Source organism: Streptomyces sp. NPDC102462, from assembly GCF_044765425.1.
Taxonomy (GTDB): domain Bacteria; phylum Actinomycetota; class Actinomycetes; order Streptomycetales; family Streptomycetaceae; genus Streptomyces.
In genome coordinates, this window is the sequence record NZ_JBIWKB010000001.1 from 12,791 (window position 1) to 27,726 (window position 14,936).

The window sequence follows — 14,936 nt, forward strand, 5'->3', positions numbered from 1 at the left end:
CCCGTGTCCCCGTCACCCGCCGACCCCCGCAGCCACCCCGCCCACCCCCTCTTCGCCCTGGTCGCAGGCAGTGAACGGCCCGACCGGGAAGCGGAACCACCGCTGCTCCTCATCCGCCGCTTCGACACCCCCTTCCTGCTCACCGCCTCCCTCACCGCCGGCGCCGGCTCCAGCGAACTGACCCTGGACCGGGGCAAGGTGGGCAAGGGCCGGATCGCCGAGTTCCGCCGGCTGTCCGGCCGGGCCGTCCTCGTCCTGCGGGACAAGCACCGGCTCGCCACCGGCGGCCCGGCCGCCGTACGCGCGGGCGCCGACTCCTTCGCCCGGTCCGTGATCTGGAGCGCCCCCGCCCTGCGCGAGGACGCCGACGGCGCCCTCGTGGACCCCGCCGGCCTCGCCCTGACCGACCTGCACGGCATAGCCGACCTGCTGCGCGAACGCGGCCAGGGCGACTACGCCGTGGACCCGGACGCGTCCTACCCGCTCCCCGCGGCGGCGGGCGCCCGCGGGGTCCGGCTGCCCGCGCTGCTCACTCTGCGCGGCCCCGGCACCGGCGCCGCGCTGCGCCGGGTCACCCCCGCGCCGGCGGCGCTCTCCCTGGTGCAGCAGGTCCATCTCGTACCGCTGCCCGACCCGCCGCTGACGGCCCGCCCCTACCATCCGGCCTCCGGCGGCTACGGCATCGGCCACGACGACCACGGTGACCGCGCGGCGGACGGCGTCCGTGGCATGGTCCAGCCCCGCTTCCGCCTGGAACCGGCCGACCCCGGGGCCGTGTCCGGCCCGGTGCGCACGCCCCTGGTGTTCCTCGTGGACCCCGCCGTCCCCGAGCCGTGGCGGTCGGCCGTCGTGGAGGGCGGCAACTGGTGGCGGGAGGCGTTCGAGTCCGCCGGGTTCCGGGACGCGTACCGGGTCGAGGTGGCCGCCGAGGACACCGACCTGGACGACCCGGCCCTCAACACCGTCTGGTGGGTGCACCGCGACGGCCGCGGCTGGTCCCACGGCCAGGCCCTGACCGACCCGCGCACCGGCGAGATCCTGCACGGCCGGGTACGCCTCGGATCGCAGCGCGTGGAACAGGTCACCGCGCTCGCCGAGGCGCTGCTCGCGCCCTACGGCCACCCGGACGAGGCCGCCCGGCTGGCCGCCGTACGCGAGACGGTCCTCGCCCGGATGCGGCTGCTGGCCGCGCACGAGATCGGCCACGCGCTCGGCTTCATGCACAACTTCGCGAGCACCGGCCACCCGCGCCCCTCGGTGATGGACTACCCGCACCCGCATGTCACCGTCGGCGCCGACGGCACCCCCGACCTCTCGCACGCCTACCCTTCGGGGCTCGGGCCCTGGGACCACTTCCTGGTCGCCCACGCCTACGGCCGGTTCGCGGACGAGTCGGGCGACCTCACCGCCGCCGCGGAGGCGGCCGGGCTCGCCCGGCTGCGCCGGGAGGCGGCGGAGCGCGGGCTCGCCTACCTCGCGGACGAGGACGCCCGCGGCCCGGGCGCCGCACATGCCGACGCCGCCGTCTGGGTGCCGCACCTGCCCGATCCGTTCGAAGCGCTCGACCAGGCCCTCGCGGTGCGCCGCGCGGCCCAGGCCGGTTTCTCCCGCGGGGCGGTGCCGCCCGGCCGGCAGACCGGCGAACTGGAGCACCGGGCCGCCCTGTTGCACCTCTACCACCGGCACCACCTGGCCGCGGTGGCGCGGCTCGTCGGCGGTGTCCGCTACGCCTACGCGCACGCGGGCGACGCCGTACCGGGCGCCGTCACCGGAACGCCCCCGGTCCCGGCCGAGGACCAGTGGCGGGCGCTGCGGGCGACCGCCGCGCTGCTGGACCCCGCCCAGTTGGTGCCGGATCCGGCCGTGCTCGCCGTACTGACGCCGCCCGGGATCCGTTACGAGCGGTCGCCCGAGTACGTCGACACCCGGGCGGGCCGCGTCTTCGACCCGCAGGCCGCCGTGGAGTCCGCGGCGGCCCTGGTCGCCGAGGCGCTGCTGGAGCCGGCCCGCCTGAACCGGCTGGCCTGGCAGCACGCCGCCGATCCCCGGCAGCCCGGCGTCAGCGATGTGCTCTCGGCCCTGTTCGCCGCGTCCTGGCACCCGGACACCGGCCCGGACCGCGCTGCGCGCCCCGCGTCCGGCGACGGCCCGGAGGCCGGCCCGGAACGGGAGGCGCTGGTCCGGGAGACGGCCGGCTGGGTCGTGGTCCGTCATGTCATGGCGGCCGTGTGCGACGGCGGACCGCACCCGCCGGTCCGTGAAGAACTCAAGGCGTCCCTGCGGAGCCTGGCCCACCGGCTGGCCGACGAACCCGGCGCCGCCGACCGGGACCCCGTCCGCGCGGCCCGCCGTCGCGAGACCGCCCGCACCCTGACCGGGTTCCTCGCCGACCCCGCCGCCGCCCGGCTCGATCCGCTGCCCCGAGTACCGCCCGGAGCCCCCCTGTGACCGCCGGCCCGGCCCACCGCCGCCAGCGGACCGCGGACTCCGGCAGAGTGTGTGCCGCGGCACTCGCGGCCGGCCGCCGGCCCGGCCACGAGCCGGGTGATGGCCCCCGTCACCGGGGGACCCGTTCCGTCACGGGACGATGTCGACGGTCGCCGAGTCGGTCAGGCCGCCCGACGTCACCGTGACGGTGACCGTCCCGGGACGTACGGCGAGGAGCGTGCCGGACGTCAGATCGAGCACGGCGCGTGTCCTCGGGCCGCGCGTGGCCGTGCGGACCTCTGAGGCGGACCGGGCGACGACGAGCCCGAAACCGCCGCCCCAGGTGACGCTGGCCGGGAAGCGCAGCGGGAAGGTGAGGCCGAACTCGCTGGTACCGGCCGTCGCGGAGACCGCCGCGCGGGAGCCCACCTGAATCTGCCCGGGCGCGGACAGCGCGATCTCGTCGATGAGCGGCCGGCTCTCGGCCTGGAGCCAGTCCCGGGTCTCCGGGCTCGGCCGTCCGGCCCTGATCCGGGCGGGGCGCGGATCGACGCCGACGTTCATCCAGCCGAAGAAGCCACCCTGATCGGGCGAGCTGTACGGCGTCTTGCCCACGGCCGGAGTGGTGACTTCCAGGACGCCGTCGGCGCGGGTGACCGACGCCGTGTGGGCGTGACCGGTGAACAGGGCGATCGGCTTCCCGGAGGTCTCCCGGAAGTCCGCGAGCCAGCGCTTGAGGAGACCGGCCTGCAACTGGTCCGACAACTGCGAGGACTCGGCCCCGGACGGGTCGTGCAGCGGGTGGTGGAAGGAGACCACCACGCCGGTGACCGACCGGTCCTCGGCGGCCCTGGCCAACTCGGCCTTCAGCAGCGGGACCTGCTCCCAGTCGGAGGTGCGCATGTCGCCGGTGTGGGAGTCCAGCAGGATGAACCGGGCCCCCTTGTGGTCGAAGACCTGCTTGTTCGGCCGGCCGGTCGCGGTCAGGAAGGCGTCGAGGCCCCCGGTGGCCGACAGTCCGGCCTCGTGGTTGCCGGGCGTCCAGTGGACCGGCAGCCCGTCCGGCACATGGTCCTTCAGCAGCCGGCCGGCGAGGTCGAAGTCCGCGGCGCCGTTGTTGTCCACGAAGTCACCGTTGATGAGGATGAAGTCGGGCTTGCTCGCGACCGCCTGGTCCAGCGCGAGCGCCGCCTGCCGGGCCGAGAAGGAGTCGGGCCCCGCCGCCGCGCTGACATGCAGATCGGACAGGACCGCGAACGTCCACCGGCCGTGCGGCAGGCCGTCCTGCTCGACGACACAGGGGTCCGGCGACGGTGCCTCGGTGACGTCCGGCTGCTGCCCGACCTGGGCGGTCAGCGCGTCGAACGTCAACTGCCCGGCGTTCTTGTTGCTCTGCGACGTCTCGGCGATGTAGACGCGCAGCAGGGTGACGGGGTCCGAGAAGCCGGCCGGCAGATCGCCGACGACCTGCCGCCAGCCCGTCCAGTCCACGGTGGTGCTGAACGTGAACGGCACGTTCGTGGTGCCCTGCGAGCGCAGCATGGCGCGCAGCCAGTGACCCCGCCCGTCCCCGTCGACCCACAGCGCCAGCCGCTTCGTCCCGGCGGGCAGGGTGATCGGGGCGGACGCGATCGCATAGGCCGCGGAGGTGCTGGGTCTGCCGGTGAAGTCGTAGATGAGGCGTACGGCGTGGTTGTCGGCGGGGGCGCCCGGCCGGTCGGGTGCCGCGACACTCTCCACCGACGCGGTGCCCTGGGCAAAGGCCGCGGTCCAGGTCTCGCCCGGTTCGAACGCGGCCAGCGCGACCTCGCTCAGGCCCACGGTCACCGCGAGCCTCGCCGTCACCCCGGCCACCGTGGCCGTGACGACCGTGGCCCTGGAAGCGGCGTCCGCGCCCGCGGTGATGCCGAGGCCGCCGTCCGGGCGCGGGGCCGCGCCGATCACGGAGGTGTCGTAGTCGAGCGTCACGTCATGGGCCGACACCGGGGCGTCGAACCCGTCGGCGTCGTATCCGACGAGGCCGACGGCCGCCGTAGCGCCGGGCTCGATCGTGACCGCGCGCTGCGCGAAGGCCAGCCGGTGCAGTGCGCCGACGACGCGCAGGTCGCTCTCGCCCCGGGCGCGGCCGGAGCGGGCGCGCAGCGTGCCCGCTCCCGGCTTGCCCGCGCGGAAGACGCCGTCGCTCGCCCGGCCCAGCGAGCCCGGGTGCGCGGTCCAGGTGACAAGGTGCCCGTCGATCGCCACGGGCGACCAGGTCTCGTCGTGGCCGGCGGCCTCGATGTTCAGGGTCAGTCCGGGAACCACCCGGTGGGCGCCGGGCCGCACGTCGAGTCCCCGCAGGACGCCGGACCCCTTCGGGCCGAACAGGCCGACGGCGTTGGGCACCGGCCGTCCGTTGCCGTCCGAGGGGGTGTTGACGACGCTCACGGCGGTGTCGCCCGCGTGCCGCGCGACCATCTCGGTGGAGCCGCCCCCGTCGAGCATGAACGCCTCGGTGGCGCCGAGACGCACCATCAGCTCGGCGGTGTCGTTGAAGCCGAGCCCCGCGGAGAACGCGGCCGAGCCGTCGATCGCGACGAGCAGCAGCCGGCGTCCGCCGTCCAGCCAGCCGATGACGGTGCGCGGCTTGAGCGCGTTGTTGTTGTCGTTGGACGGGAAGGTGATCGCCGTACCGCCGCGCACGAGCACCGCGTTGCTGCCGAGCGCCATGTACGGGGCGGAGGGGCTGTCGGTCTTCGGCTCGAACGTCACGGTGACGGCGTCGCCCTCGCGGGCGGTGGCCAGGGCGGCGGCAGCGGCGCCGCGGCCGAGGACGATCAGCCCGTCCTCCGGTACGGCCGTGTCGGTCAGCGCGGCGCTCACGGCGGTGATCCGGCCGTCCCTGACGACGAGTTCGGTGCACGGGCCCGCGCCCTGGATGAGCGTGCGGTTTCCGGGGCCCCACTGCGGGGTGAACACGGCGATGCCGTCGGCGGGCACGCCGGCGGAGTTGAGCGCGGCCAGCGGCCGTTCGGTTCCGGCCACCGTGACCGTGCCCGCGATGAGGAAGTCGGCGAGCCGGGCCACCCGGTCGGCGCCGACCGTCACGACGGTGGAGTGCTGGTTCGTTCCCTTGCGCAACCGGCCGCCGCGGACCTCGGGTCCGATGGCCGCGTTGGTCTCGGTGATGTCGAAGAAGTCGCCGTTGACGGCGGCGACCGCGCGCTGCGCGTCGGCGGCGGCGGAGACCGTCCGTGTCTCGCTCACCTTGCCGGCGACGAGGTCGACGCCGACCGACCTCTCGCCCAGATCGGCGTTGAGCACATGCACCCGGGTCCAGCCGCTGCGGCCGAAGGTGCTGAAGGTGGTGAGGACGATCCCGGGCGCCACGGGGCGGTCCACCCGGTCCACCTCGACGGACTCTCCGGGTACCGCCGTCCGGTACCGCGGGACGGGAAAGCCGAGGCGGCCCCGGCCCGAGCCGCCGGCAGCGGCGCCGCCGGCGGCGGGTCTGGATCCGCCCGGCCGGCCGGGATTCGCGGTGGCGACTCCACCGGGTGCGACGAGCGCGGCGGCGACCGCACCGACGATGAGTCCGCGACGGGTGAGGCCGGTGGTGTCGTGGTCACGTGAGTTCATGGCCGATGAAGCTATTCAGCCGCGGCAACACCCCCCTGAACGGCACATGGCTGCCCGGCGTTGCTGCGTTCCGCACCGGGCGGCCCCGTGTCACCGCGACCGCGCATCCGGTCCGCCGCAGAAGGCGGTTTCGAGGAGGGCGTGGGCCGTCGTGTTCTGGGAGGGGGTGGGGAAGATGCCGGACGGGTTGAAGGAGACGGCGAGTTGGCGCCGCCCGTCCGGGGTGCCGAAGCTGAGGGTGGTGGAGCCGTATGTGCCGCCGCCGTGTCCCCAGACGGTGGTGCAGGACAGGCGGGCGCGTTCCAGGCCCAGGCCGTAGCCGCCGTCCGGACCGAGGTCGACCGCGGTGGTCAACTCCCGCTGCTGGGCGGGCCCGAGGAGCCTGCCGCCGAGGAGGGCGGCGTTGAAGCGGGTCAGGTCGTCGGCCGTGGAGATCATTTCTCCGGCCGGCCCGGCGACGGACATGTTCTGCTCGGTGATGTCCATGGGTTTGTGCCGGGGCCGCAGGAGGTAGGCGCGGGCGTGCGGACCGGGCAGCCGGACGGAGGCGCCCGGCACCTGGGTGTGGGTGAGGCGGAGGGGCCGCAGGATGCGACGGGCCACTTCCTCGGCGTAGGTGCGGCCGGTCACCTTCTGGATGAGCAGGCCCGCCAGGAAGTAGTCGGTGTTGGAGTAGCGCCATCCGGTCCCGGGAGGGAAGTAGGGCGCGTGGCCCGGGTCGTCGGCGATGGCGACGAGTGCGGTGGGGGACCAGGTCCGCCAGCGGCCCGTCGACAGCCAGCGCTCCAGGGCGGCGGGGTCGGCGGGGTCCTCCAGGACGCGCGGGTCTTCGGTGTAGTCGTAGACGCCCGAGGTGTGATTGAGGATCTGCCGCACCGAGACGGCGTCGGCGTCGCGGACCACGCCGGGCAGGTAGCGGCCGATCGGGTCGTCGAGCCGGAGCCGTCCCTCTTCCGCGAGTTGCAGGACGACGGTGGCGACGAAGCTCTTCGTCACGCTGCCGATCCGGAAGGAGCCGTCCGGCCGCACCGGCAGCGGGCGGACGAGGCTCGAAGTACCCGCGCTGCCCCTCCAGACGGCGACGCCATGCTCGCGTACCTGTCCGAGGGCGGCCGTCGCGCCGTCGGAGACGAGCATGCCGAGGTGCCGCTGGAGTGATCCGGTGGCGGCCGGAGCCGGCGTCCGCTGCGCGGGCAGTGCCGCGGCGGGGCCCGCCGAGCAGGCCAGTGTCACGGCCACGGCCGCGGCAAGGCTCCGCAGCCGTCCGTGGACACGCTGAATGGGCATGAATGCGCCGTCCTTTCCTTCACCACGGTCTGCCCGTGGAGCGGCCGGCCGGGAATGCTCCCGGCCACCGGCATCCTCGGCCGAGGCACGGTCACGGTGCGTCCTTCCCCAGCGGTATCGCCCCCTGAGCGCTCCCCTGCCCGCGAACCCTGACATCCCTCAGGGCTCCGGCACGCCCCGCAACGGCCGCGCCGCGAAACGGAGCATGAGCGGACACCTCGCCGTGGCTCGGCACGCGCGCCTACCGTCGCAGCGCGGCCATCGCGATGCGCTCGGCGACCGGGTTCATCGACGTGCCCTTGGCGTCGGTGGAGTTGACCGAGTAGACCAGTGTGCGGCCCAGGTCCCGGGTGGCCGCCACCGCCGTGCTGTACCCGTAGCGCGCGCCTGACTTGAGCCAGTAGACGGTGTCGTCGTACGTGAACCGCTGGAGCCCGGCGCTGTAGGTGGCGCCGTCGATCCCCGGCGGGAGTGTGAACATCTCCCGCAGCTGCGGCTCCGGTACGATCCGCCCCCGGAAGAGCGCCGTGATCAGCCGCTCCAGGTCGGCGGTGGTGGAGATCATGTCGCCTGCCGCCCAGCGGTCCGACTGGTTCCAGTCCGTGACGTCCACGTAGCGCGTGGTCCCGTCGGGTCGCTTCACCAGCTGGTAGCCGCGGTTGTGCGGGCCGTGGATGCGTGGGTCGGTGCCCGGGAAGTATGTGTGGCGCATCCCGGCGGGGCGCAGCACCAGGCGGGTGGCCTCGTGCGCGTACGAACGCTCCGTCACCTTTTCGATCAGCATGCCCAGGATCGTGTAGTTGATGTTCAGATACTCCTGCCGCCGGCCCGGGCGGAACCCCGGGCCCTTCGCCACCGCCGACGCCACCACCCGGGCCGGGGTCAGCGTGTCGAAGCGGTGCGCGTACTGGTCCTCGAAGCCGTCGCCCCAGCCGTCGCCCGGCTGGATACCGCTGGTGTGGTTCAGCATCTGACGTACGGAGATCGGCTCGAACTCCGGGGTGAGCAGATGCGGCAGATAACGCTGGATCGGCGCGTGCGGATCGACCCTGCCCTCGGCCGCCAGCCGCAGCACGGTCGCCGCCGTCACCACCTTCGTCGTCGAGCCCGCCCGGAAGACAGCGTCGGGGTCCGCCGCCCGTCGATGCACCAGATCGTGCACGCCCGCGCTGCCCCGCCAGCGGCCGTCGAAGCCGCCGACCCGGACCAGCGCCGCGGTCGCGTCGGTACCGGGCAGACCGGCGAGCGCGGCGCGCAGAGCCGCGGCGTCGGGCCCGGCCGCCGTCGGCGCGGGGACGGGCGCGGCGAAGGCGCGGGCCGCCGGCCCGCCCGCCGCGACGGTCGGCGCGAGAAGGGCGGCGAGGACGGTGCGGCGGCCGAGCGGTTGCATACGGGGCTCCTCAGGAGGATCGGCGTCCAGGTCGTGGCGCCATCCTCCGGTGCCGGACCGCCCGCCGAATCGTCGGCGGGGAGGGCTTTCGACCCCGGCACACCCCCGACGAAATCCCCGCGCGCAACGCCACTTTGTCGGGGCCGGCCCCTAGGGATCCGCTTTCATCGGCCCCCTCACGGTGTCCCTTGAAAGCCGGTGCCGACAGCAGTCAGTGGCCCGGCCCCGCGGTGAGAGACCGCCTCCGTGGCGCGACGTGCGAACCATGTTGATCAGGGCCCCTCGGCGGTCCGGTCGGGTGGCGTGGGGTGGTGGGGGAATCCCCAGCGGGCGGCGATGGCGTGCACGGGGGTGGTGTTCCGGCCCCGGTCGGCGAGGTCCTGGCGGGCGCGTTCCAGACGCCGGGGGCCGACGCGCCGCGGGCCTTGGAACACCGACCGCCCTCCCGCCGCTGGGAGATTCCCCCGTGGACGACCCGGGCCGGGGCGGCGACCCCGGCCCCCCACGACCCCGGCCGCTACGACTCCACCGCTACGACCCCCGGTCGCCACGGCCGTGGCCGCCCCGTGCCGCTTCGGGGCGTTGGCGCTGCCCCGTGCGCGCGGGACCCGTGCGGTCCGGTGGTCGCCGTCGGCCGAAGTCGATGGGCGGCCGGTGGACGTCGCCGTGTTCCTAGCGTGTCGGGTGGTCCGGGGGCCGGCGTCCGGAAGATCATTCCGCTGATTGTCCTCAGGCCAACCACCGGCGTTCACCTGAGGTGCCCAGGATTCGCCATGGGCATGCCCGATTTGGTGCGCGGTGTGCCCCTCACTTTCCAAGCGATCAGGAAGGACGGCTGCTGATGCGGCCAACACAGCGGCGAAGATGGCAGGGCGGTGGAACCGGCGGGCGCCGGCTCGCGGGCGCCGTTCTGACCGCGCTCGTCCTGGTGGGCGGAAACCTGACGGTGGCGTACGCCGACACCGACGCGGACCGGCGTGCCACGGACAAGAAGGACGCGCCGAGCCAGGGCGCGACCACCCTGCCCACCCTCAGCCCAGGCGAGGGCGCATACCTGGAGGGCACCCAGAAGGCCGCGGCCACGCCGACCCTGGCCGGTGACTCCGTGACGCGGCTCGCCGTCGACGGCAAGGCGATCGACGCCGAGAAGACGGTAGGGGTGTCCCGGCTGAGCTTCGACGTCGGCTCGAACTCGACGGAGGCTCGCTACCACAACTACGTGCTGGTCAACGGCGAGTACCGCGCGGGCATCGGCGACCTCGTCAACGAGCGCGGCACCATCGAGATCCCGAACGACCATCTCGTCAAGGGCGAGAACAAGATCCAGATCTTCGCCGGCACCGTCGAGACCTCGTGCGGCACCAACCATGACGACTTCGTGCTGTCGGACATCCAGCTGACCCTGCTCGGCGAGGTCGCGGACGGCGAGGAGAACGAGTACACGTACTCCTTCGGCGACGGCAACTGCGGCTCCAACAGCGCGCTGCTGAAGGAGGCGACGCTCAGCTTCTTCGTCCTGGGCGACCCGCAGGGCACCACCGGCCTGCAGGCCGACCTGGACACCACCCGGCTCGCCAACGGCGAACACACCCTCACCGCGACCACCGCTTCGCGCAAGACGGTGACCAACAAGGTGACCGTCAACAACGCCCCGGCGGGCGCCCCCCGGCTGCTGCCCAAGGACGGCACGCTGGTCAAGGGCGGACAGCCGGTGTTCGCCACCTTCCCCGCGGGCGCCGACGGTCAGCTGTCCTCGCTGACCGTGGACGGCCACAAGCCCGTCTCCACGCCCCAGTTGGGCAACGGTGCGGCCACGTTCTCCTTCGACGTCGGCGCCAACTCGCTCGACGACAAGTACGACAACCACCTGCTCGTCAACGGCAAGCGGATCGACCTGGGCGGCACCTGGGTCAGCCAGCGGGTGGACATCGCGATTCCCGCGCGGTACCTGGTGCCCGGTGACAACACCATCAAGGTCGTCACCGGCCCGTACAAGGAGAGCTGCGGCAACAACCGCGACGACTTCGACATCTCCGCTCTGCGCCTCGCCCTGGACGGCGCCACCGTCACCGGCAAGGACATCGCCGCGTCCTACGCGATGGGCGATGGCGCCTGCGGCAGCGCCACCGACCGACTGCACGAGGCCGAACTCCACTACACGATCGACGCCCCGGCCGTCGCCGTCACCGACACGCTCGGTTCCGGCGACGCCACCCTCGGCTTCACCGTGGGCAGCAACTCGATCGAGGCCCGCTACCAGAACTACCTCCTGATCAACGGGCAGAAGCTCGTGCTGGACGCCGACTACGTCGGCCGGCACGTCGACCTGACCTTCCCCAACGAGTGGCTGGTGCCCGGCTGGAACACCATCGACGTCGTCACCGGCACCTACGCCACCTCGTGCGGCGACAACCGGGACGACTTCGCGCTGTCCGGCATCACGCTCACCCCGCTCGGCGGCACCGCCGAGGGCCGCATGGTCAAGGGCTCCTACAGCTTCGGCGACGGCAACTGCGGCGACAACGTCAACCCGCTGACCGAGATCGACCTGGAGTTCTTCGTGGACGGCCCGGCCAAGGGCGTCCGCGCCGACCTCGACACCGCGAGGATCGAGGACGGGCGGCACACGCTGGCCGCCACCTCGAAGTCCGGCAGGACGGCCACCCGCGTCCTGGTCACCGACAACTCGGCGCCCGAGGTCGCGAGCAGCACCCCGAAGGCCGGTCAGCGGATCACCGCGTCGGTCGTGCTCGGCGTGCAGATGAAGGACTTCTCCGGCGTGGTGAACGGCCCGGACATCAAGCTCGACGGCAAGGCGGTCAAGGCCGGTGCCGCGATCGGGCCGGGCCTGTCCGCGGGAGCGCACACCCTGTCCGTGACCGCCACCGACTCTTTGGGCAACACCGGCACCCGCGAGGTGAAGTTCACCTCCGCCGGCATCCCGGACACCCCCGCACAGCTGACCCCGGCCTCCGGCACCACCGACGCCGGCCGGAACGTCACGCTGTCCGCGAAGGTGGCCGAGCCCGACGGCGGCGAGGTGACCGCCACGTTCTCCGAGGCCGAGATCCTTACCCCGAACCAGGTGTACCAGGGCACGGCCACCGCCGTCCCGACCACGCTGAGGGTCAAGGGAGAGAAGAAGGTCAAGGCAGGGCATCTCGCGCCTGCCGACGGCAGGACACTCGCCGCGCCGTCCTCCTCCGACGTCACCTTCCAGCGGTTCGATGTCCAGGTCAAGGGCCACGTCGACCAGCCGGTGCTGCGCTGGGAGGGCGTCATCGACCCCGAGCGCCTGGCCTCGCTGCGGGCGTGGAACAACGACACCGGCCAGTGGGACGTCGTCAGCAGCGCCCGCGGCGCCGCCGAGGGCAACACGCAGCTCACCGCCGTACTGGACCGTGTGCACGTCGACCGCCAGCAGGTGCACGTCATGGTGACGGGCGAGGACCCGTTCGCCGACGACATCGACGCCGGTGACCCGGACTCGTTCGCCGACCCCGGCTCGTACGACTTCTCGATCGTCCACTACACCGACACGCAGTATCTGTCCGAGGGCGCGGTGGAACAGGAGACGCCCGAGGAGCGCGCGGTCTGGGAGAAGGCGTACGGGGACGTCGCCCGCTGGATCGTCGACAACAAGGACAAGCGGAAGATCGCCTATGTCGCCCACACCGGCGACATCATCGAGAACAACATCCGCAAGCCCGCCGACGAGGCCACGCGGAAGCAGGTCGTCGGCGAGCTGGAGGTGTCCTCCAGGCAGCAGAAGATCCTGGACGACGCGGGCATCCCGAACGGTGTGATCGCGGGCAACCACGACAACCAGTCGGGAACCGAGAACGGTCCGGACGCCCTCTACAACAAGTACTACGGCCCCGACCGTTACCAGGCGCTGTCACAGGGCTGGGAGCACGCCAGTTACGGCGGACCCTGGCGGGCCGGCGACAACCAGAACCACTACGACCTGTTCTCGGCCGGCGGCCAGGACTTCGTGGTGGTCGGCCTGTCCTACGGTGTGACCCGCGAGGAGGCCGAATGGGCCGACTCGGTCTTCAAGCGCTTCCCCGACCGCAACGGCATCCTGCTCTCGCACGACTACCTCGCGCCCAGCACCCACGCCGACGGCCGCGGGGCCCCGTTCTCCGCGCCCGACGGTTCGATGCTGTTCAAGACGGTGGTCCAGGACAACCCGAACGTGTTCCTGATCCTCGCCGGTCATGAGCACGGCGTGGGCACCAACGTGAAGCCGAAGGTCGGCGAGATCGGCCACGGCGTGGTCGAACTGCTCGCGGACTACCAGTTCTACACGGTGTCCGCCGACCGGCTCGGGCTCACCGAGATCGGCGGCTACAAGCCCGAGGACCAGTTGCAGTTCGGGGCGAGCTTCTTCCGGCTGCTCCAGTTCGACGTGGCACGCTCCGAGCTGACCGTCGACACCTACTCGCCGCTGCTCGACGAGTTCGGCGCCACCGAGTACGACACCGACCACCGCTACGACGGCACCGAGGACAACATGGTGCTGCCGATCGACCTCAACTCCCGCAGGACGACCTTCGAGACCGACTCTCTCGCGCTGTACGACCCCGTCAGCGTCATCGGACGTACGAAGGTCACCTCAGGTCAGGTCGCCTCGGTGACGTGGCGGAACCTCAAGCCCGGCTCCACGCACGCGTGGTTCGTCACGGCCCGCTCCGCCGGCGGCGGTGTCACCGCCTCCGAGCCGAGCGTCTTCGTGACGAAGGACGCACACGGCCGGCCCGGCACGTGGAACGCGGACACGCCCTACTACGAGTGGTTCGCCCCGCCCGGGGGCCGGCGCTGACCGGCTGACCGCCGGCGGCGCCCGGCGGTGGTCGTCCGCCGTCCCGGACCCGCGCGGTCCGGGGCGGCGGACCCACGCTCCCGTCCCCCCGCCCCGGATCGCGGCGACGGTTCACCGCCGTGATCCTCCGCCACGAGAACCGAGCCCGCCATGCATCCGACACCCCCTGCCCGTACCCGCGCGCCCCGGCCCGGGCCGCGCGGCGCCCTGCGCTCCCTCTTGACCGTCCTGGCCGTCCTCGCCGCGCTGCTCGGCGCCGGTCTGCTCCAGGCGGCACCCGCCGCCGCGCACGACGCCACCTCCACCGCCTACGCCGAGGTCGGCGGCAGCGCGGCCCGTCCCGAGGCCACCCTCGACCTCGAATACGACCTGCTGATGAAGTCGGCCTGGCTGTACGCCGATGCCTACGACGCGAAGGGCCGGGCCGAGCAGTTGCGCCAGCTCGGGCTGAACGCCCGGGCGGTGTCCGAGTACGTCACCGGGCGCTTCGCGATCACCCGGGACGACGCGGCCTGCACACCGCGCACCGTGGGCGACGCGGACATCCGCGTCCGCGGCGCACGCCCCTACGCCGTGCTCACCCTCGCCTTCACCTGCCCGGCCGGCGCCACCGGTCCGGTCACCGTGTCCAGCGCGCTGTTCCCCGACGCCGAGAGCTTCGTGCACAGCACGCGGACGATCGTGCACTACGACATCGACGGCGGCCGTGGCTCGCAGATCCTCACCGTCACCGAGCCCTCCGTCACCGCCGCCGCGGCCCGGGGCCAGGAGTCCCACCAGGTCCGGGAGTTCTTCCTGCTGGGCACCGAACACCTGCTGTTCGGCCTCGACCACATCCTCTTCCTGCTCTCGCTGCTCATCGGGGCGCGCAGTCTGCGGGACATCGCGCTCACGGCGACCGCGTTCACCGCCGCGCACAGCATCACGTTCCTGCTGGCCGCGTGCGGCGTCGTGGAGGTGCCCGCCGCTGTGGTGGAGCCGGTGATCGCCGCGTCCATCGCCGTCGTCGCGATCGCCGGCTTCTGGCTGCGTGACCGCACGGACAACGCACGCTGGCGACTGCCCACCGTCTTCGTCTTCGGTCTCGTGCACGGCCTGGGCTTCGCGGGGTCGCTGGGCATCGACGAAAGCCGGTCCTGGGAACTGCTGTTGTCGCTCCTCAGCTTCAACGTCGGCATTGAGGCGGTGCAGTTGGGCATCATCCTCGTGGTCTTCCCGTTGCTGCTCCTGCTGCGCCGGTCACCGGTCCACCGCTGGGCGCTGCCGGCCCTGACCGCACCCATCGTGCTCGTCAGCCTCTACTGGTGCTGGGACCGGGTGGCGATCAGCGCCTGACGCCCGCCGTCCCGAACAGTCGTGAGCGGTCCCCGCCGCGGGTAGCACTGAGTC

The 14,936-nt window shown here is 73.0% G+C and carries 7 protein-coding genes; 3 read left to right on the forward strand and 4 right to left on the reverse strand.

Going from position 1 to position 14,936, the window contains the following annotated elements; translation table 11 throughout:
* The first annotated feature begins 3 nt into the window (after positions 1-3).
* Positions 4-2,448: a zinc-dependent metalloprotease gene (locus tag ACIRFL_RS00055; RefSeq protein ID WP_404022610.1), complete on the forward strand. Its 2,445-nt coding sequence runs from the start codon at positions 4-6 to the stop codon at positions 2,446-2,448.
* A 129-nt stretch (positions 2,449-2,577) separates the two neighbouring features.
* Here ACIRFL_RS00055 and ACIRFL_RS00060 read toward each other — a convergent pair whose 3' ends face one another.
* The 4 genes from ACIRFL_RS00060 to ACIRFL_RS00075 all read right to left on the reverse strand — a co-directional run bounded on the left by ACIRFL_RS00060 (position 2,578) and on the right by ACIRFL_RS00075 (position 9,156).
* On the reverse strand, positions 2,578-6,045 hold the full coding sequence (locus ACIRFL_RS00060; RefSeq protein WP_404022611.1) for a phosphodiester glycosidase family protein: 3,468 nt from the start codon (positions 6,043-6,045) through the stop codon (positions 2,578-2,580).
* Between the two features lie 90 nt (positions 6,046-6,135).
* Positions 6,136-7,332: a serine hydrolase domain-containing protein gene (locus ACIRFL_RS00065; RefSeq protein WP_404022613.1), complete on the reverse strand. Its 1,197-nt coding sequence runs from the start codon at positions 7,330-7,332 to the stop codon at positions 6,136-6,138.
* Between the two features lie 241 nt (positions 7,333-7,573).
* Complete coding sequence (locus tag ACIRFL_RS00070) at positions 7,574-8,722, reverse strand: serine hydrolase domain-containing protein (RefSeq protein ID WP_404022615.1); 1,149 nt, start codon at positions 8,720-8,722, stop codon at positions 7,574-7,576.
* Positions 8,723-8,994: 272 nt separating this feature from the next.
* The gene (locus ACIRFL_RS00075) at positions 8,995-9,156 is read right to left on the reverse strand and encodes a hypothetical protein (RefSeq protein ID WP_404022616.1); all 162 of its coding nucleotides are present in this window, start codon (positions 9,154-9,156) and stop codon (positions 8,995-8,997) included.
* 407 nt (positions 9,157-9,563) lie between these two features.
* Here ACIRFL_RS00075 and ACIRFL_RS00080 point away from each other — a divergent pair, with 407 nt between their 5' ends.
* Together ACIRFL_RS00080 and ACIRFL_RS00085 are read left to right on the forward strand one after the other, a co-directional pair.
* Entirely contained in the window at positions 9,564-13,547 is a 3,984-nt protein-coding gene (locus ACIRFL_RS00080; protein ID WP_404022618.1) for a metallophosphoesterase, read from the forward strand.
* A 150-nt stretch (positions 13,548-13,697) separates the two neighbouring features.
* Complete coding sequence (locus tag ACIRFL_RS00085; RefSeq protein ID WP_404022619.1) at positions 13,698-14,882, forward strand: HupE/UreJ family protein; 1,185 nt, start codon at positions 13,698-13,700, stop codon at positions 14,880-14,882.
* Positions 14,883-14,936 lie beyond the last annotated feature (54 nt).